Origin of the sequence: Chitinophaga sp. Hz27 (genome assembly GCF_042263525.1) — a bacterium.
Lineage (GTDB): Bacteria > Bacteroidota > Bacteroidia > Chitinophagales > Chitinophagaceae > Chitinophaga.
In genome coordinates this window covers 396107-413437 of sequence record NZ_JBHKFJ010000002.1, presented here as the reverse complement: position 1 = coordinate 413437, position 17331 = coordinate 396107, and the positions used below count along the sequence as shown (strand labels likewise).

General features: G+C 43.8%; 16 protein-coding genes. 5 read left to right on the top strand and 11 right to left on the bottom strand.

What is annotated here, in order from left to right; all coding sequences use genetic code 11:
* Window positions 1-21: 21 nt before the first annotated feature.
* Complete coding sequence (locus ACE38W_RS05580) at window positions 22-630, bottom strand: Crp/Fnr family transcriptional regulator (RefSeq protein ID WP_375829360.1); 609 nt, start codon at window positions 628-630, stop codon at window positions 22-24.
* Window positions 631-860: 230 nt separating this feature from the next.
* On the opposite strand from ACE38W_RS05580, the gene ACE38W_RS05575 reads away from it, so the two are divergent.
* Window positions 861-2456, top strand: a complete 1596-nt coding sequence (locus ACE38W_RS05575) for a sigma 54-interacting transcriptional regulator (RefSeq protein WP_375829359.1) — start codon at window positions 861-863, stop codon at window positions 2454-2456.
* Here the strand turns inward: ACE38W_RS05575 and ACE38W_RS05570 are convergent.
* Genes ACE38W_RS05570 through ACE38W_RS05525 form a run of 10 tightly spaced genes read right to left on the bottom strand, consistent with a single transcriptional unit; the run spans window position 2443 to window position 13072 of the window.
* Window positions 2443-3078 carry a TMEM175 family protein gene (locus tag ACE38W_RS05570; RefSeq protein WP_375829357.1) on the bottom strand — a complete coding sequence of 212 codons (636 nt, stop codon included), beginning with the start codon at window positions 3076-3078 and terminating at the stop codon, window positions 2443-2445. The genes ACE38W_RS05575 and ACE38W_RS05570 overlap by 14 nt on opposite strands.
* 5 nt (window positions 3079-3083) lie before the next feature.
* Window positions 3084-4445: a sigma-54-dependent transcriptional regulator gene (locus ACE38W_RS05565; RefSeq protein WP_375829356.1), complete on the bottom strand. Its 1362-nt coding sequence runs from the start codon at window positions 4443-4445 to the stop codon at window positions 3084-3086.
* A 10-nt stretch (window positions 4446-4455) separates the two neighbouring features.
* Window positions 4456-6708 carry a histidine kinase dimerization/phosphoacceptor domain -containing protein gene (locus tag ACE38W_RS05560; protein WP_375829354.1) on the bottom strand — a complete coding sequence of 751 codons (2253 nt, stop codon included), beginning with the start codon at window positions 6706-6708 and terminating at the stop codon, window positions 4456-4458.
* A 4-nt stretch (window positions 6709-6712) separates the two neighbouring features.
* The gene (locus tag ACE38W_RS05555) at window positions 6713-7408 is read right to left on the bottom strand and encodes a YoaK family protein (RefSeq protein ID WP_375829353.1); all 696 of its coding nucleotides are present in this window, start codon (window positions 7406-7408) and stop codon (window positions 6713-6715) included.
* A 25-nt stretch (window positions 7409-7433) separates the two neighbouring features.
* Window positions 7434-7907 carry a Dps family protein gene (locus ACE38W_RS05550; protein WP_375829351.1) on the bottom strand — a complete coding sequence of 158 codons (474 nt, stop codon included), beginning with the start codon at window positions 7905-7907 and terminating at the stop codon, window positions 7434-7436.
* A 9-nt stretch (window positions 7908-7916) separates the two neighbouring features.
* Window positions 7917-8348 carry a DoxX family protein gene (locus ACE38W_RS05545; protein WP_375829349.1) on the bottom strand — a complete coding sequence of 144 codons (432 nt, stop codon included), beginning with the start codon at window positions 8346-8348 and terminating at the stop codon, window positions 7917-7919.
* Window positions 8349-8358: 10 nt separating this feature from the next.
* Window positions 8359-10248: an amidohydrolase gene (locus ACE38W_RS05540; protein WP_375829348.1), complete on the bottom strand. Its 1890-nt coding sequence runs from the start codon at window positions 10246-10248 to the stop codon at window positions 8359-8361.
* A gap of 18 nt (window positions 10249-10266) precedes the next feature.
* Entirely contained in the window at window positions 10267-11016 is a 750-nt protein-coding gene (locus ACE38W_RS05535; protein ID WP_375829346.1) for a M17 family peptidase N-terminal domain-containing protein, read from the bottom strand.
* A gap of 10 nt (window positions 11017-11026) precedes the next feature.
* Window positions 11027-12415: an alginate export family protein gene (locus ACE38W_RS05530; RefSeq protein ID WP_375829344.1), complete on the bottom strand. Its 1389-nt coding sequence runs from the start codon at window positions 12413-12415 to the stop codon at window positions 11027-11029.
* A gap of 24 nt (window positions 12416-12439) precedes the next feature.
* The gene (locus tag ACE38W_RS05525; RefSeq protein ID WP_375829342.1) at window positions 12440-13072 is read right to left on the bottom strand and encodes a hydrolase; all 633 of its coding nucleotides are present in this window, start codon (window positions 13070-13072) and stop codon (window positions 12440-12442) included.
* A gap of 926 nt (window positions 13073-13998) precedes the next feature.
* Here ACE38W_RS05525 and ACE38W_RS05520 point away from each other — a divergent pair.
* From ACE38W_RS05520 to ACE38W_RS05505, 4 genes are read left to right on the top strand one after another with little or no spacing between them, the layout of a single operon-like run.
* Window positions 13999-14262, top strand: coding sequence for a PAAR domain-containing protein (locus ACE38W_RS05520; RefSeq protein ID WP_375829341.1), 264 nt, complete (start codon window positions 13999-14001; stop codon window positions 14260-14262).
* 27 nt (window positions 14263-14289) lie between these two features.
* Window positions 14290-14835, top strand: coding sequence for a DUF4255 domain-containing protein (locus tag ACE38W_RS05515; protein ID WP_375829339.1), 546 nt, complete (start codon window positions 14290-14292; stop codon window positions 14833-14835).
* A 9-nt stretch (window positions 14836-14844) separates the two neighbouring features.
* Window positions 14845-15393 carry a hypothetical protein gene (locus tag ACE38W_RS05510; protein ID WP_375829338.1) on the top strand — a complete coding sequence of 183 codons (549 nt, stop codon included), beginning with the start codon at window positions 14845-14847 and terminating at the stop codon, window positions 15391-15393.
* Between the two features lie 24 nt (window positions 15394-15417).
* Window positions 15418-17331, top strand: a complete 1914-nt coding sequence (locus tag ACE38W_RS05505; protein WP_375829337.1) for a phage tail sheath C-terminal domain-containing protein — start codon at window positions 15418-15420, stop codon at window positions 17329-17331.

Below are 17331 nucleotides of genomic sequence, written 5' to 3'. Positions count from 1 at the left end.
ACAAATGGTAGCATTTCCCAGCTACCATTTGTCTTTATTATCTATAAGCTTTTCCTTTTTTTGGATAGCATTCCTGACCTTACTTAAAAACTGTGGTGATACACCCAGGTAACGCGCAATCTGATGCTGTGGCACCCGCTGCACCACCTGCGGATGTTTCTCAATAAAGGCCAGGTACCTATGCGTGGCCGACTGCGACAACAGGTTATGAAAACGTTGCTGCATCGTAAAAAGTGACCGCTGCAACAACAACCGAAATAGCCGCTCAAACTTTGGCACCTTTTCGAATAGCGCTGCTTTGCTTTTATGATCTATTATCAACAGCTCACTATCTTCCAGCGATTCGATGTACATATTAGAAGGCGTCTGCTCTGTAAAACTATAAGGGTCGCTTACCCACCAATCCTCCACAGCAAAGGAAAGTATCGTTTCTGTACCATCTTCACTCAGGTAATACGTACGGATACATCCCTTTACGATATAAGCCTCAAAATCACAGATCTCCTGCTCATGCAACAGAAATGTCCGCTTACGTACCCGCTTATACTTTAGCAGCGAATGAAATAACTGCTTTTCCTCTGACGTAAGCGATATATTACGGTCTACAAATTGATCAATCTGTTCAAACATACTCAGTTAACGTTGGGATGTTATTGTTATTAAAAAACATTTCTGATTACCAAACGCTATACCTTCATCTAACTAAATAATAATCAACTATTTAACACATATTTACATAGATCTAAATTTACGAAATATCGTAATTTTATGAAGAGCTTTTGTATTATTGTGGTGAAATTGAAAAATCTGCCAAGGTAGCATCATTATCGCTGGCTGCCAACTAACCCACATTACGGAGTATGAACGCTGAAACTGCCAACAGGAAAGAATTTGAGACACTGCTTTGCCTGGCTAATGCCATCGCTGCTGCAAGACATCGTGCCGACCTTTGGGAAATCATCAATGAACAACTGCTGGAAAATTTCGGCGCCAGTTATTACACGCTTTGTCTGATAAATGAAGATGACATTACACATTCGCCATTTTTACATAGTACGATAGATAAAATAAAGTCGATTGCAAAAGATAGCCCGGTAATGCACCAACTGCACCCCATAAACGATGGCATCTTTGACAAAGCGCTTGCTAGCGAAGATCCTATCGTATTCGATTTCAAAAGCCTGATCCGCAAAAAAGATATACCCGCCTACGTTATCCGTTGGTATAATGCCGGTGTAAAAGAAATGATGCTGGTACGAATTTGCAATGGTAAAGTACCTAAAGGTGTGTTGTATCTATATTCCCTGAATGCAGGCCAATTCAAAAAAAATCGTTTCGATTTTTTCAAAGGCATTGCCGACCAGCTGGGAACAGGTATTGCCAACATTCTTGCCAACGAAAAAATAGAAGCACAGCTGGAAGAAATCCAAAAATATAAAACACAGTTAGAGCAGGAAAATCTTTACCTGAAAGAAGAAAGAAAAAAAGATAAACAGCTGAATGGCAATACTGCTGGCCATTCAGCCGCCATGAAGCAAGTATATAACCTGGTTTCCAAAGTAGCACCTTCTGATGCTACCGTACTAGTACTGGGAGAAACAGGAACAGGCAAGGAGCTGATCTCACACCAGATACATGAGCAATCTCCTCGCCACGATAAGCTCATGATCAAAGTCAATTGCGCCGCCATACCCACCACCCTTCTGGAAAGTGAGCTATTCGGCCATGAAAAAGGCAGCTTCACCGGCGCGCTCGAACGCCGAATAGGAAAGTTCGAGATGGCTAACAACAGCACCCTTTTTCTGGATGAAATTGGAGAAGTACCACTGGAAATGCAGGCCAAACTACTTCGCGTGCTACAGGAAAAAGAAATCGAAAGAATAGGAGGCAATTCCGTTATCAAAGTGAATGTACGCATCATCGCGGCCACCAATAAAAACCTGGAAACAGAAATACGCGCAGGACGCTTCCGTAGCGATCTTTACTATCGCCTCAATGTTTTTCCCATCAGCTTACCAGCATTAAGAGAACGTAAACAAGACATACCAGATCTTGTTAATTTCTTCATAGAAAAATATGCGATTAATAGCGGCAAAAAGATCACAGGTATTACTCCTAAAGCATTGCAGCAACTCATGGATTATCCATGGCCCGGCAATATCCGGGAACTGGAACATCTCATTGAAAGAACTGTTTTACTCACCAGCTCCAATATGATCACGGAGGTAAGCCTTCCCTCCAAAGCCAATATGCTGGCGGTGCAACAAGGCAGCGACACACGGATACGCACCCTCGCAGAGGTAGAAAGAGAACATATCCTCAACATCGTGAGGTTATCGAATGGAAAGATTTCAGGCCTTAATGGCGCCGCTGTCAAACTACAGCTCCCCGCTACCACGCTGATATCAAAAATGCAGAAATTGGGTATTAAAAAAGAACACTTTATTGACTTATAGTAGTCTTGTTTGCCATCAGCTCCAACCGTCCTGAAACAACCGCCCAATACGTCCACAGTACGGCGCATAGTACCAGTGCTGCCGTGGGACAACAAAAAGACAGCAAGAAAGCAGTAATATGCACAGGTATACCATATTGGTAATTCCTATTGATTTTACGTATAGCCGTCTCTGTTATTTCAGGACGAAGCAATTCTTTATTTCTACTCGCTATACGCCACAACAAGTTAAAGGTTAGGTTAATCAGCACAAACAACCCAGTATATATCGCAGTGGCCACAGACAAGGCACTGGTGCCATAATACCGCGCCAGCAAAGCCGTTGGGTAAGAAATACAGGTAATCAGGAATAGCAGCAATCCATTCACAAACATCAACTGACTATTGCGCCGGTAAATCTGCTTAAATACTTTATGATGATTTACCCACATAATAAATATGCTGAAAAAAGAAAGACTGAAAGCCAGGAAGGAAGGCCATTGCGCCAACAGGTTATGCAGCAACATCGACGCGCTATCGTTATTTTCTGCTGTAGGGATATGTAATTCCAGTACCAGCAATGTAACGGCAATAGCAAATACACCATCACTGAAACCTTCAATCCGCGCAGTTTCCTTTTCCATAGAAATTATTTATAGATAGATTTTATACCTAATTTTTTCATCTTAGCGTATAATGTCTGGGCAGGTATTTTTAAGATATCAGCAGCGCCATTTTCGCCGGATACACGTCCATTGCAGGCTTTCAAGACTTTCAGGATATGTGTCCTCTCCATTTCTTCTAATGTTTCCAAAGGCTCGTGTAGCATAGTAACATGCGCATCTGGTAAATCGAAAGCATCTATCCTCTCTCCTCCAGCCAGGATAAAGTGTCTTTCCATCAGGTGTTCCAGTTCCCTGATATTTCCCGGCCAGTCGTACTGCTGCAACGATGCCAGAGCAGGTTCGCTGATACCCATATTTTTCCTACCGGCGTTTTCACAGAGCCTTTCCAGGAAATGGGCTACCAACGCAGGTATATCTTCCTTATGCTGGCGTAATGGAGGTAACTCTATAGGAAATATATTCAGTCGATAATACAAATCCAATCTGAATCTGCCTTCCGCTACTTCTTTCTCCAGGTTCCTGTTAGTGGCCACAATTACACGTACATCAATCTTTGTAAGCTGCCCCCCGCCTAACTTTTCAATTTCTTTTTCCTGTAAAACACGCAGCAGCTTTACCTGTGCTTCAATTGGTAACTCACCTATCTCATCTAAGAATAAGGTACCTCCGGAGGCAAGCTCAAATTTACCGATACGCTTCTGTACTGCGCCAGTAAAAGCGCCACGTTCATGCCCAAACAATTCCGATTCCAGTAATGATACAGGCAATGCTGCACAGTTGACCGTTACAAACGGCTTATTTTTTCTCAACGAATTTTTATGAATAGAACGAGCGAAACGTTCTTTTCCTGTACCACTTTCTCCTAACAGCAATACCGCTGTATTGGTGGGTGCTACGGCACTCACCATTCCCAGGGCTTTTTGAATAACCTCGCTATTGCCGATAATGTCAGGATCAGGAGATATAGTTCTTGGGGCATGGGCCGCCTGTTGTTTGATAGCACCTGTTTCCACACCATGGCGATATCTGGCAATATCCAGCATCACAAACAAATCTCTTTCTCTGAAAGGCTTCACCAGAAAGCCATAAGGCTGCGTGGCTTTTGCTGCTTCCAATATTTGCTGGTTAGTATTAGCAGAGATATATAAAAAAGGAATTCGTTGCTGCAACAACTCCTTGCCCAGCTCAATACCGCTGGTAGCAGTTTTCAGCATGATATCCAACAGCACCCAATCCGGGTTCTTTTGCGCGATCATCGTGCGTGCCTGCTCCACAGACGCCGCTATACCGCATACTTCATAGCCTCCATTCACCAGCATCATACGCAGGTCATTACCCACGATGAACTCGTCCTCAACAATCAATATCTTTTCCTTATTGTTCATTGCACGGAATTTAGTTATCATTATTTAGGGACCTTAGTAAAAAGCGTATCTGAATGACAACGCCGGCCTTGCTGCTACTAAGCTCAAAACTGCCTTCCAACTGATCTGAAAGTCCCTTCATCAGACTCATACCCAGCGATGCAGAAGTCTCTGCTTCATAGTTTTCAGGAAAACCAATGCCATCATCTGCAATCGACAACAAACAATGCTGCTGCTCATCTTTATTAAACCTGACTGCTATAGTGCCGCGCTTATCAGCCGGGAAGGCATACTTAATAGCATTACTCACCGCTTCATTCAGGATGAGCCCTACAGGTATGGCCTGCACTACATCCAGCATAATACTTTCCGTGGCAGTATCAAACTTGATCCTGCTACCTGTATCAAAGCTCTCCTTCATAAAGCCCATCAATTCACAGATATACCAGTTCATATCTATGCTGCCAAGATTATCGGTATGATACAAACGCTGATGTATCAACGACATCACATACATGCGATGCTGGCTGGTTTTAATAGCGGCAATAGCGTCGATATTATCCAGGTATTTAGATTGCGTATTCAACAGGCTGATGATGATCTGTAAATTATTTTTTACCCGATGATGTATTTCTTTCAGTAACCATTCTTTCTCGTCCAACAGTTTCTTCAGTAATTCATTCTGGCGGTTGATTTCTTCCTGTTGCAGTTCAAGACTATAGGTTGTTTTCTTCTTCAGCCGGTACCTGTTGTACAATAAAGCAAGAATCATCAGTAGCATACAGATGCCGCCGATGATTACATTTCGAAAAACCTTTCCCCGTTGCAAAGACACTTCCTGTAACTTACTTTTTTGCGTAAGTAGCTGAATATCCTGGTCTTTTCTTTCTGTATCAAATTGTAGTCGCAAGAGATCCAGTTGTTTTGCCTGCACAGTACTGGTAATAGAATCAGAGAGATGCTTGAATTTTTGAAAATGACTCAAGGCGGATGGCAGCCTTCCAAGTGCCGAATCAGTACGGAAAATATAATACTCTGCCTCGGACTGTTTTACCAACGAAACCGGCAGCCCTTCAAGGTTCTGTTGATAATCGCGTATATACTTCTCCGTATCCTTGAACCTGCCTATATGCTGGAAATAGGCTATTACAGGCACACGAATGACTTCTTTCACAAATTTATCTCCATCAGGGTTGTCCAGGTAAGCCTGCAAGCCTTTGTAATGCTGTTCTGCTTTGTCCAGGTCATGGAGGGATAAATAATCCTTCAGATAAATCACATTGGACTGTACCTGATCAAAACCAGGCTCAATGCCTAATAGCTGCGCTTCTCCCAACAAGTTAAGGCTTAGCTGAAAATTTCCTTTGTTCCTGTAGCAATCAGCGAGATTGAAGAGAATACTTTTAAGCGAAGTACTGTCTTTGTTCTTTTCTGCAATGACCCTGGATTTTTTGAAATTATCAATTGCCAGGTCGTAATACAGTACAGTATAGTAATTCAACCCTATCCTGTTATAGATAGTAGACATCAGCGGGCTCGTATCTCCCAGGTTTTCACCAATTTCACCAGCCTTTAAATTGTAGTTTAAAGATTGTACGAAATTATTGAGGCCATGGTAATTCTGCGCCATGATGCAATAGAGGCCATGTAAGCGCTTATAACCAACTTGCTTGTAAAGTCCCAGTGCTTCCTCCAACAATTGCTGTGAGCGGGAAAATTCCTGGTTTATCTGTAAAAGATCCCCGAGGTATTCCTTCAGCTGCGCCACTTTCAGGGTATCTCTTGCTTGCTGATAAAGAGCAATACCTTGCTCATACAAGGCGATTTTCTGCGGTATCTGCTCTCTGAGCGGCGAAGAATAAGTGCCTCCCAGCTCAATAATTGCCTGCGCCTTTTCTCTTAGCGTACCATATTGATTTAATATTTTAACTGCTTCTTCTGCCAAAGCTCTCCAATCTTCAGCCTGGCCAGTTTCACGAAGAATTTCCGCCCGCAACAGTTTGGACAATCCCAGTCCTCTTGGATAATTGGCTTTCCTGCTGCGGACTTCCATTTCATCAGCTATTCGCGTGCACATGCTCATATCTTCCTGCTTCTCTTCCGGCCTGTCTAAGAATGCCTGACCGGTTTGCATCAACCTGGAAATGGTGGCAGTATCAGTCTTTCCATTCCGTAGCAATTCAGCGGCTAGCCTTGGATCATCCAATGACTGGGCCGACAAATACGCCGGAAATAGCAATAAAAATATCCATATGATCGTTGTGCGGTAGCTGTAAGCTGGCATAGTGCTATTCTTCTGATTTATTAGCAGCGGCTTCTCCTTGTAAATAACAAATGATAATAGCCACGCCCGGAATCATCAGAGCAGTCAGTCCCACCCAGCGGGAAAGAAATGCGCCAATGAGGCAACCTGCCAGAAATCCACCAATAGTAACTATTTGCTTATTGAGACTAATTGTTGATAACTCATTTTCCAATCTACCCTTTCTAATGACATTACCCAGGTCCAGGGCGGCCTGCGTTACATTTCCTGTCATCATTGTGGTAGGGCCATGCGTCTCTTTTGCAAATAATTTCCCGAAGGCATTCTGGAGGCCCATTCCAAGCACAGTTATCATTACTATCAAGTAGGTCACCAGCTTAGCTTCCCATGTTGTAATCATTGGAAGCAGAAAAGCCAATGCGCCACAAACCAGCAAAATTATGCCTTCTGCCAGCAATATTTTGTATTTCTGTGCAAATTTTTCGGCCAGCCATCCACCTGTCATCACCGCAATGATGAAGACAGGAAATGTAATCAGCTTAATCCAGGCCATGGCACTGGTGCTCCCGGAAGATACCTGTGCCGCAAATACAATAAAGTTTCCTGTAACATGTGCAGAAAAAATACCATCCCCCGACACGAATGTGGCGGTATCACAATATCCTGCCACCCATGCCAGCAGAAAGGTTACCCAGTTTATGCTGTGCTTTGTTGCTGTCATGCTTTTTTTTATTTAGTCAGATGATTTAGTCGAGATGAGCCCTGAGCATCCATGCCATCTTCTCGTGCTGTTCCAGCAATCCGGTGATAAAATCACTACTGCCAGCATCATGTAATGCAGTAGCAAATCCATTAATATTTTCCCGTAAGTGAATCAGTATGCTTTCATGATCACGCAACAATTCTTTAATAAATCCTTCGCTGTCATTTTTCTCACGTGTCATTTCTGTGAGATGTGTCAGTGCGAGAAACTCCTTCATGGTGGCTGGCGGATAATGACCAAGACTGCGGATACGCTCTGCTACATCGTCGATGATCTCATCCAGTTGCTGGTACTGACTTTCAAAGAAAAGATGTTTGCTATGGAAATCGTTTCCGGTCACGCACCAATGTGCCTTGCGTGTTTTCGTATACAGTACAAATTCATCGGCCAGTATCTTCCCCAGGGAATGCGCTACAGCGGCCAGATTTTCTTGTTTAATTCCAATATTTATCTGCATAAAATAATTTTAAAAAAGTGGATATAAGAGTTGAACGTCAACGGAGAATCGGCCGGGCCCGAGGATCAGCAGCAGCAACAGCGCGAGGGTATACATGTAGGGCACATCCCTAACCTCCAGGCTATCCTTCCGATGAACAACGAAATAACCAATGGCTGTTACACCGATGGTAGGCAGCACGGCCACTCTGGTGAGCATTCCTAATGCAATTAAGAACGGCACAATCGTATCCGAAAAGGTAGCTACCAGCCCATTGAGCTTTTCCGGCAGATGCAGTGGATTAGGTACATGCTCCCTTTGTCCGTTTTCTACGCGAAACTTTTTCATGCCGTGTACCCGAAACAGTTCCAACGCTAGCAGTACACGAAATGCCAACAGTGCGTAATTATTGAATGCAGTGCCCACCTCCGAATACAGTATACTGCTGATGATCTCATTCATAAAAAAATATTTAAAAAGCAAAACAGGAACATCCGAAGACACCCCAGAATGCGCTGAAATTATTAACAGGTATGTTACTCAATCTGGCAACGTTATGATCATGTCCATGCACCTGACAGCTGCCTGCACAGCTGTGTACATGCGCCGATATCAATGCTGCCTGCTGCATCGCTACTACGGTTTCTTCCACCTTATTTTTAGGAGAATAATATCCGCCAAACTGATTCACCGGCGACCAATCCGGTAGTACTGGCGGCAGTGTAGGCGTATGATCTTCAAACTCATTGCTGGCATATACGATTTTACCCCCCACCACTGTCAATATAGATTCCAGGTGTTTGATCGATTCTTCTGCTACTGCAAAGAAATCCCTGTCCAATACTGCCAGATCTGCTAACTGTCCAACTTTGATACTTCCCTTTTTATCCTGCTCACTGGAGAACCATGCACTTCCTTTGGTATAAAGATCCAAAGCTGTTTCTCTGCTGAGTTTATTGCCATCATCATATAGCTGCTGCCCGCCTACTGTTTTGCCGGCACTCAGCCAATACAGCGCCACCCATGGATTATAACTGCTTACGCGTGTAGCGTCGGTGCCTGCACCAACAGGAACACCTGCCTGCAACATACGTTTCACCGGAGGTGTATGCGCCGCTGCTGCTTTACCATAACGATCCGTAAAGTACTCACCCTGAAAAGCCATCCTGCTCTGGATCGCAACACCGCCACCCAAAGCCTTCACTCTGTCAATGTTGCGCTCATCGATTGTTTCTGCATGGTCAAAAATCCAATGCAATCCATCAAACGGAATGTCTCTGTTCACCTTTTCGAAAACATCCAGAAAGCGACTGATGCTTTCATTGTAGGTGGCATGCAGTCGAAACGGCCAGCGGTGTTCTACCAGGTGACGTACTACTTGCTCCAGCTCTGCTTCCATTACCGCTGGCAGATCAGGACGTGGTTGCAGGAAGTCTTCAAAATCAGCGGCAGAAAACACCAGCATTTCACCAGCACCATTGTGGCGGTACATATCATCACCTTGATGCAGCTTAACGGTGCTAGTCCAGTTCTTAAAATCTTCCAGCTCCTGCTTAGGCCTTTGCGTAAAGAGGTTGTAGGCAATACGTACCGTCAGCTGTTCCTTTTCGTTCAGTTCATTGATGACCTGGTAATCATCCGGAAAATTCTGGAATCCGCCACCAGCATCGATGACACTGGTAATACCAAACCTGTTCAACTCCTTCATGAAATGTCGGGTAGAATTCACCTGATATTCATAAGGCAGCTTAGGACCCTTAGCCAGGGTGGAATACAGGATCATCGCATTAGGACTCGCCAATATAAGTCCGGTGGGCTCTCCTTTACTATTCTTTTCAATGATACCACCAGGAGGCGCGGGGGTATCTTTTGTAAAACCTACTGCCCTCAACGCGGCCCTGTTTAGCAATGCACGGTCATAGAGGTGCATGATAAATACAGGTGTATCTGGCGCTATCTCGTTCAGCTCTTTTAGTGTAGGCATTCTTTTCTCCGCAAACTGATGTTCTGTCCATCCACCTACAACCCTTACCCATTGAGGGCTGGGTGTAATGTCTACTTGTTTGCGTAACATTTTCAGCGCATCCGTGAGCGAAGGAACACCATCCCATCTCAACTCAAGATTGTAATTAAGTCCTCCACGGATCAGATGAATATGTGAATCTATCAGCCCTGGGATGGTACGCTTTCCTTTCAGGTCTATCAGCAAAACATCATCGCTGGCATATTGCTGCATGATAGTGGCGTCATCGCCTACTGCAACAAATTTTCCATCTTTAATAGCTATCGCGGTGGCATAGGTATTGTTGGCATCTGCCGTATATACGTTACCGTTATACAGCACCATATCTGCTTTCTTCATTCTCTATTTCTCTCCTCCTTAATTGTTAAATGAAGCAATGGCCTCTTTAATGCCTTCTCCGGCGGTTTCAAAGAAAGCCGGGCCTGCTAATAAGATAGCGCGTGTAACACGCTGTACCGGCGCCAGATGCTGGCTTTGTAAATACAATTGCGTACGATTGGCGTTGATGATACCTTTCACAACATTAGCGGCTGTCAGGGCTGTAGGTGAATCTATACCAGCATCTTTGATATCGCTGGCAAAAGCAAAGCTTTTAACGCCTAACCTCGCAGCCTCGCGCATGGCTATAGCACCAACGTTAATCATAGCGTCCGCATTAAAATTATTTCTGTCACCCAGGCCGATTATCAGCAGGCGCGGTGCTTTTAACGCACCTTTAGGAGGCGTGATGAGTAAGGTTTCCAGGTAGTGGCCTGCAAACTTTCCACTTTTACGAAGGGCCGTAATTTGTCCTTTTAATGCTTCATCAAGATGCACCATGCCATTCAATTGTGCAGGCAATGCAGGTGGATTGAAAATATCTCCTTCTGTATATTCAAATACACAGGCTATCTGCAAGTCTGCCACTGCTGCGGAGGGGCCTTGCACCAGCCCTTCAATGGACAAACCATCTACCTTACCCCATACCTTGGAAGTGCCAATAGGCGTTGCTTTAGTGGCAACTTGCGGCTGTTGTGCAAAAGTGTTTGCATGCAACAACAGCAACGAAATACCGAGAAATGCCAGGATAATTTGTTTCCTCGCAAGGCGATTAATTGTCTTATTCATATTTATCATTTTAGAATTTGAAACTGATGCGTGTATTAATGAAAAGGCCGTCTTTGGGCGTTGTTACCACATCGCTGACAAAAGCCCCTGTCTTGAAATATTGCATACCGCAGTTCAATGAAAGATTCCGGTTCATGCTATACACTACACTTGCCAGGTATGCCGTACCAATATATTTTTTTTGAGAAGAAGAACCTGGGAGATTAAAAGAACCACTTGGCCTGTAAATCCCATCCTGTGTTGAATATCGCCAGTTCATCACTACATCTGCCTGCGCTAATATTTTCTTGCCTACATTAATCGTGGCATATGGATGAATGTCTATCAGGTTCACCGGGCCTATCTGCGGACTAAATCCGAAATAACCACCTTTAGGATATATCGGGTTAAAAGATTCCAGTTTGCCATCGCCTTTTTTGCTATCACCGGAGATATAATCATTACGTAGATTAATAGTAGGTTTACCGTTGAGATGTTCAAAGAGATAGCCAGCTTCTGCGGAGGCTGTCCACGCGCGAATAGTTCCACTGCCAAAGGTTCCAAACTGCCATGCTGCTTCGAGGTTGTAAATCAGGCCGCCGCCATATCTCCATATCCTGGTGCCCATTGTATGACGTAATTCTTTTTGGGCTCCTTCTTCAAACATAGACAGGTCGCGCTTTACACCGATATAATAAAGATCAATATTGGGGAATGCAGGAATTATCAGCTTACTATAGACGCCCCACAAATTTATTTGTCTGCTGGAGGTATTATCCAACGCACCGGGTTTAATAGTATCCGCCATCATGGCGAATCCATCGACACTCCAATGTGCGGAGGTATACATCAGTTTTGCGCCATCAAAATACAAGCGGACATTGGGCCCTTCTCTCACAGAAATTAATCTTCCACTGCCATAATCTAATTCTTGTCGCCCTGCTCTTATTACCAATGCATGGTCATCTTTCTGGATAACAGCTGCATCCACAAATAGGTTTTGCACATTGAACCTATCTTCATCAATAGGACGGGCACCATTTTTACGACCACTTTCCCACGCACTTCTTATCTGTGCAAATACACGAAAGCGATTACTCAAATGAAGGTCTGCATGCAGGTCATATCGTTGCAACAGGAAATCATTATGGCCAATGCCCAGCCTACCCCAGTCTTCGTTGTTAAAGCTTACATACTCTACTCTTGCTGATCCTCCGAAAGACACATAAGCAGGTTTATTTTTCGACAGGGCCGTATATTTAATTTTCTGGTAAAAGTTGAGCGTTGAATCTTTAAGGTTCGAATAGTCTTCATCGAACCGCATTAGTTTAAAACTTTGTCCATTCACCTGTATACTCAGGTGTAAGGCGATCAGGAGGGTACAAAGCCCAACAAGACCAGGGAGGCTTTTAGCTGGCAATTGGTAAGGATTTAATGAATGATATTAGTGTTGCAGCATATGATGTGCATAATGAATACCGAGGCCATAGCCGCCACCGTATTTTTTCATCAGGTCTGTAACAGCAGCATAGGTTTCCTGGCGTGCCCAGTCACGCTGCAATTCCAGCAGGTACTGAATGGAAGTCATTGGTTTCACCCCTGCATGAACCATTCGCTGAACAGAACGCTCATGTGCTTCTGCGCTAACATCGCCACAGGCATCTGTAATAACAAATACGTCATAACCTTCTTCCAGTGCCGATAACGCAGGGCCTACGATGCAAACACCTGTCCACAGGCCGGCCATCACCAGTTTCTTTTTGCCTTTGCTTACAATGGCTTTATAAGCCGCTTCATCTTCCCAGGTATTCATGGAAGTGCGATCTATATAACCAGATGTTGCCTGCGGATAAAACTCCTCAATCTCTGGAAACACAGGACCAGAAAAGGATTGCTCTGCTACAGTGGTTACAACAGTAGGTACATTAAAAATCCTGGATGCGCCAGCAATGATTGCAGTGTTGGTTCTCAATTCGCTGATGGCAATGCTTTTGGTCGCAAAGCCCATCTGGCCTTCATAGTCGATCAGAATAAGTGCATGATTGTCGGGTGACAATAAATTACTGGACGGTTTCATTTTTTAATAAAGTTTGGTCCAGCCTTGGCAATTCAGATGCCCGTTTATATATATTTGATAATCAATTATTTATGTTAAAAATTACAAAAATCACAATTACGGTATTTCGTAAATTTATGATTAGAAGAAAAAAAATTGGAGCATAACGGGTACGATTATACAGTTTTCTGAACCGGTTTAATCTGATCCTCATAAAAAATTTAGCACGGATATACGTTATATAGTTTTGGGTAGATGAATTAAATATTTTTTCTTTCCCTCAATATAACAACGCAAGTAATCATTGCCTGTCCTATTTATTTTTAGCAAGACAAGAACATTTCTTATCAAATGAATTACACAACACTTAAATAAAATGATCGTCTATGGCATACTTTGATTCTTATGCTGAGATATGTCGAGATATGTCGAGATATGTCTGTATAGGAAGATGAACATAGCAAAACTCACACAATATTTACCACCAAGCTACATCTGTAAAGAGAAAAAATTCTATACAAAAATTTCTGCAGACGAGATTAGAACTAACAAAATAGATTTTAAACGACATGCACACCATTGATATAAACGCGATCCATTTATGCAAAAAAAATCAATGGTCTTAAAATTACTGTTATAGTGCATCGACAATCGCTCTATAATTTATAAAAAAGACAGCAATCCAATAGCAGTCTATGTAACACAAAAGTTTCAATTTGTGTTAGTCATACGAACTAAATCATGTTTTAAAATAAATTTTGTTGGAAAATAATTTCTTTCTACCTTTTCAATGAAATTATCAACTACCCCAAAAACTATCGTGCCTGGTTTAGAATGAATGTAAGATTATAACCAGTAATAAAGATTAATCCCAGGAAGTCTGCTATCGTGATTATTCAGAATAGTTTGCGGAATTATCAATTAACATAAGCATATACTGTATGTCAATGCCGGCTGCTACAATCGGCGATATGCATGTATGTCCCCATGGCGGTGGCCCTATTATTGGGCCAGGATGTCCTACTGTCCTGATCGGCGGAAAACCCGCAGCGGTCATGGGGGATACCTGTGTATGTCCACTAGCTCCAGACGCCATTATTCTTGGCTCTACAACTGTTTTATTTGGTGGGATGCCCGCTGCACGCCTGGGTGATTCCTCCGCACATGGCGGCACAATTGTATTGGGCGCCATGAACGTACTTATTGGATAATATTTTTTGTTTGTTAATAACGCTGATATGCTTGCTGAAGCACTAACAAAAATTAAACTCTCCCTGGCCGGAGAGTTTGCAGCACAGGATTTCGACCTGGGAAATATTGCCACGTTAAGTAGCGAAACTCCGCCAGTAACGCTCACACTGCTCAACCTCAAGGAAGAACCAGCGCTAAAAAATACTGCTTACTCAAGAATAAATAATGCTACACTCAAAACTGAGTACTTCAACCCATATGTTTACCTGAATGCTTACCTGATGTTTTGCTCTTCACGCAAAACCTATTCCACAGCGGTTGGCGACATAGCAAAGATCATTCGCGCATTACAGGGCAACAGTATTTTCATGGTTGATTATGATGGTGATCAGTACAAAGTAATTCTCAGCATCTACTCTCCCACCTTCGAAGATATGAACCATATCTGGGGAGTATTGGGAGGAAAAGTATACCCCAATATCATCTACATTATGCGTGTGGCCGAACTGAAGAAGAAAGAGGCTATCGCAGAAGGAGATGGTATCATCGAAAACATCGAGCAAAAATACAGTGTCATTCAACCTAAGTCATAATTCATAACTATGGAAGATATAGCCATCAGTTATCAACAGTTGTTTGAACTTAATTTCGTGCATACAGGATTGCCTACAGGCATCAATGCGAGTGAGTGGATCCTGTTCGACACAGATATCGTTACCCAGCAACTGTTCTCGAATTACAAATTGGTTATGCGTCCCTCTGCAGGCGGCTGGCGGCTACTCACCGTAGCTAAGCCCGGAAGTTTGCCATGGTGCGATATCCTGAACCTTACCTTCAGAATAGGCTTCACCCTGAATGCTACTGCCGCCGCTAACCAGCAACTACCTGCACACTTCACGCTTCCCAGTGGTGAAGAAGGCCGCTACCTTTTTGGAAATATACAAGCACGCAATAACGGCGATACTTTCCCCGACATATCCACCCCTTCCAAAATAGCCGCTGAGCCCACCGCACCTCAGCGCTACTTCGGATACCTGGAAATGGTTATCAGCAAAGGCAGTACGGACTTCGACATACTTGACAATACCGGTAAAATACGGTTTGTAAAAGGACAACCTCCATGTAAATTTCAAATCACTTTCCAAAAATAATTTTGACCTCTTAAACCCCATCTCATGCTCAATCTGACAACTATCAAAACTCCGGGCGTGTACATAGATGAAGTGCCCAAGTTTCCACCTTCCATAGCAGCCGTGGAAACAGCTATTCCGGCATTTATCGGGTACACACAGTTTGCAGAAGACCTGGCGCCGAATGATCTCCTCAACACGCCTACCAGGATTTCTTCGCTGGCCGATTTTGAACTCTATTTCGGCTCCTCTGCTCCGGTTACCGTTGGCAGAGTCGATATAGACGTAAACCTCAAATTCCTCAGCGCAAAACTCACCAGTCAGTTCTACATGTACGATTCTGTCAGCATGTTCTATGCAAATGGTGGGGGCGATTGCTACATCGTGTCCGTAGGCAGCTACTCACAAACACCTGCCATCGCTGATTTCAACAAAGGGCTCGCAGCATTGGAAAAATATGATGAACCCACCATTATACTATATCCAGATGCTACCATCATGGGCAGCCCCAACCTCTATAGCCTCCAGGCAGCCACCCTCCTCCATTGCGATGCCATGAAAAACAGAGTGGGCTTATTTGACACAGAACGTACCGATTATAACGGTAACACCTTCCGTAATAATATCGGCATCAACAACCTCAAATATGGCGCTGTTTACGCTCCGTGGATCAACGTAGCCCTCAACAAAAATGTAGGCTTCGGTGATATCTACAACGTGATATACATGGCCGGTTCTAAAACAGACCTCAGCTCACTGACGACCGATGCTACTCTCATCGCGGCCATCGCGGAGCTCAAAAACCTCGTAAGCGATACCACTCCGGTGAATAATGCTTTCAAAACAGCTACCACTGATTTCGCCAATCTGAAAGCAACATTCCTGGCAACACCGGATGCTGATCCTAATAAGCTGGTCAACCTGGGCAAAATTGCACAAGACCTCTATGCACTTGCTGGCACCTTAAATACAATTGCAACAACATCAGCTACCTATAAGAGCCAGACAGTTATCACAGGCGCTACCAACGCCATTCTTGCAGTTACCGCTACACTGGAATCACTGCGCGATAATGAAGCGGAAATCAAGGCAAAATGGAGCACCTACGCGCCTTCAAACGTAACCAATACTCCACTGCTCAAATCTATATACGACTATGTACCTGCCGCATCTTCCATTATCCCTGTGGGATATACAGATGATCAGGCATATGTTGTGGTGACAGATGAGTTTGAGAAAAAATTCAATGCCATCAATGCAGTAATTCAAGCCTACGTAGTGAATGCAGTTGCACAAGGACTACAATCCAACAGCGACTCTCTCTCCAGCGGCTTCCCCGTTTATAAAAGTATCCTCAACGGTATCAACAGCACCGCAACACCATTACCTCCAAGTGGTGCCGTAGCCGGACTGTATGCTTATACCGATAATAACAGAGGTGTATGGAAAGCTCCTGCAAACGTGAGCATCAGCGGTGGCGCCACTCCTGATTATATCTATACTGCCAGTGAACTGGACAGGCTAAACGTAGATGTAGTTTCTGGCAAATCCGTGAATGCCATCCGCGCATTTACCGGCAAAGGCACCCTGGTATATGGCGCACGCACACTAGCAGGTAATGATAATGAATGGAGATATATCAGCGTACGCAGATTTTTCTGTATGGTAGAAGATAGCGTAAGAGCAGCTACACAGCAATTTGTATTCGAACCTAATGATGCTAATACCTGGGTACGCGTACAATCCATGATCGAGAACTTCCTCACCACCCTATGGCGCCAGGGCGCATTGCAAGGTGCGACTACTGACAAGGCATTTTATGTGTCTGTAGGCCTGGGTAAAACCATGACCTCAGTAGATATCCTCGAAGGACGACTCATCATCGAAATCGGCATGGCAGCAGTACGCCCTGCAGAATTTATTATCCTGCGCTTCTCTCATATTATGGCAGAAGCCTAA

Bases quoted from the DNA above. Each gene is read 5' to 3' on its own strand.
- ACE38W_RS05515 (WP_375829339.1), top strand. From the start codon at position 14,290: ATGCTTGCTGAAGCACTAACAAAAATTAAACTCTCCCTGGCCGGAGAG.
- ACE38W_RS05545 (WP_375829349.1), bottom strand. From the start codon at position 8,348: ATGAATGAGATCATCAGCAGTATACTGTATTCGGAGGTGGGCACTGCA.
- ACE38W_RS05570 (WP_375829357.1), bottom strand. From the start codon at position 3,078: ATGGAAAAGGAAACTGCGCGGATTGAAGGTTTCAGTGATGGTGTATTT.
- ACE38W_RS05575 (WP_375829359.1), top strand. From the start codon at position 861: ATGAACGCTGAAACTGCCAACAGGAAAGAATTTGAGACACTGCTTTGC.
- ACE38W_RS05510 (WP_375829338.1), top strand. From the start codon at position 14,845: ATGGAAGATATAGCCATCAGTTATCAACAGTTGTTTGAACTTAATTTC.
- ACE38W_RS05580 (WP_375829360.1), bottom strand. From the start codon at position 630: ATGTTTGAACAGATTGATCAATTTGTAGACCGTAATATATCGCTTACG.
- ACE38W_RS05555 (WP_375829353.1), bottom strand. From the start codon at position 7,408: ATGACAGCAACAAAGCACAGCATAAACTGGGTAACCTTTCTGCTGGCA.
- ACE38W_RS05525 (WP_375829342.1), bottom strand. From the start codon at position 13,072: ATGAAACCGTCCAGTAATTTATTGTCACCCGACAATCATGCACTTATT.
- ACE38W_RS05565 (WP_375829356.1), bottom strand. From the start codon at position 4,445: ATGAACAATAAGGAAAAGATATTGATTGTTGAGGACGAGTTCATCGTG.
- ACE38W_RS05560 (WP_375829354.1), bottom strand. From the start codon at position 6,708: ATGCCAGCTTACAGCTACCGCACAACGATCATATGGATATTTTTATTG.
- ACE38W_RS05520 (WP_375829341.1), top strand. From the start codon at position 13,999: ATGCCGGCTGCTACAATCGGCGATATGCATGTATGTCCCCATGGCGGT.
- ACE38W_RS05535 (WP_375829346.1), bottom strand. From the start codon at position 11,016: ATGAATAAGACAATTAATCGCCTTGCGAGGAAACAAATTATCCTGGCA.
- ACE38W_RS05505 (WP_375829337.1), top strand. From the start codon at position 15,418: ATGCTCAATCTGACAACTATCAAAACTCCGGGCGTGTACATAGATGAA.
- ACE38W_RS05550 (WP_375829351.1), bottom strand. From the start codon at position 7,907: ATGCAGATAAATATTGGAATTAAACAAGAAAATCTGGCCGCTGTAGCG.
- ACE38W_RS05540 (WP_375829348.1), bottom strand. From the start codon at position 10,248: ATGAAGAAAGCAGATATGGTGCTGTATAACGGTAACGTATATACGGCA.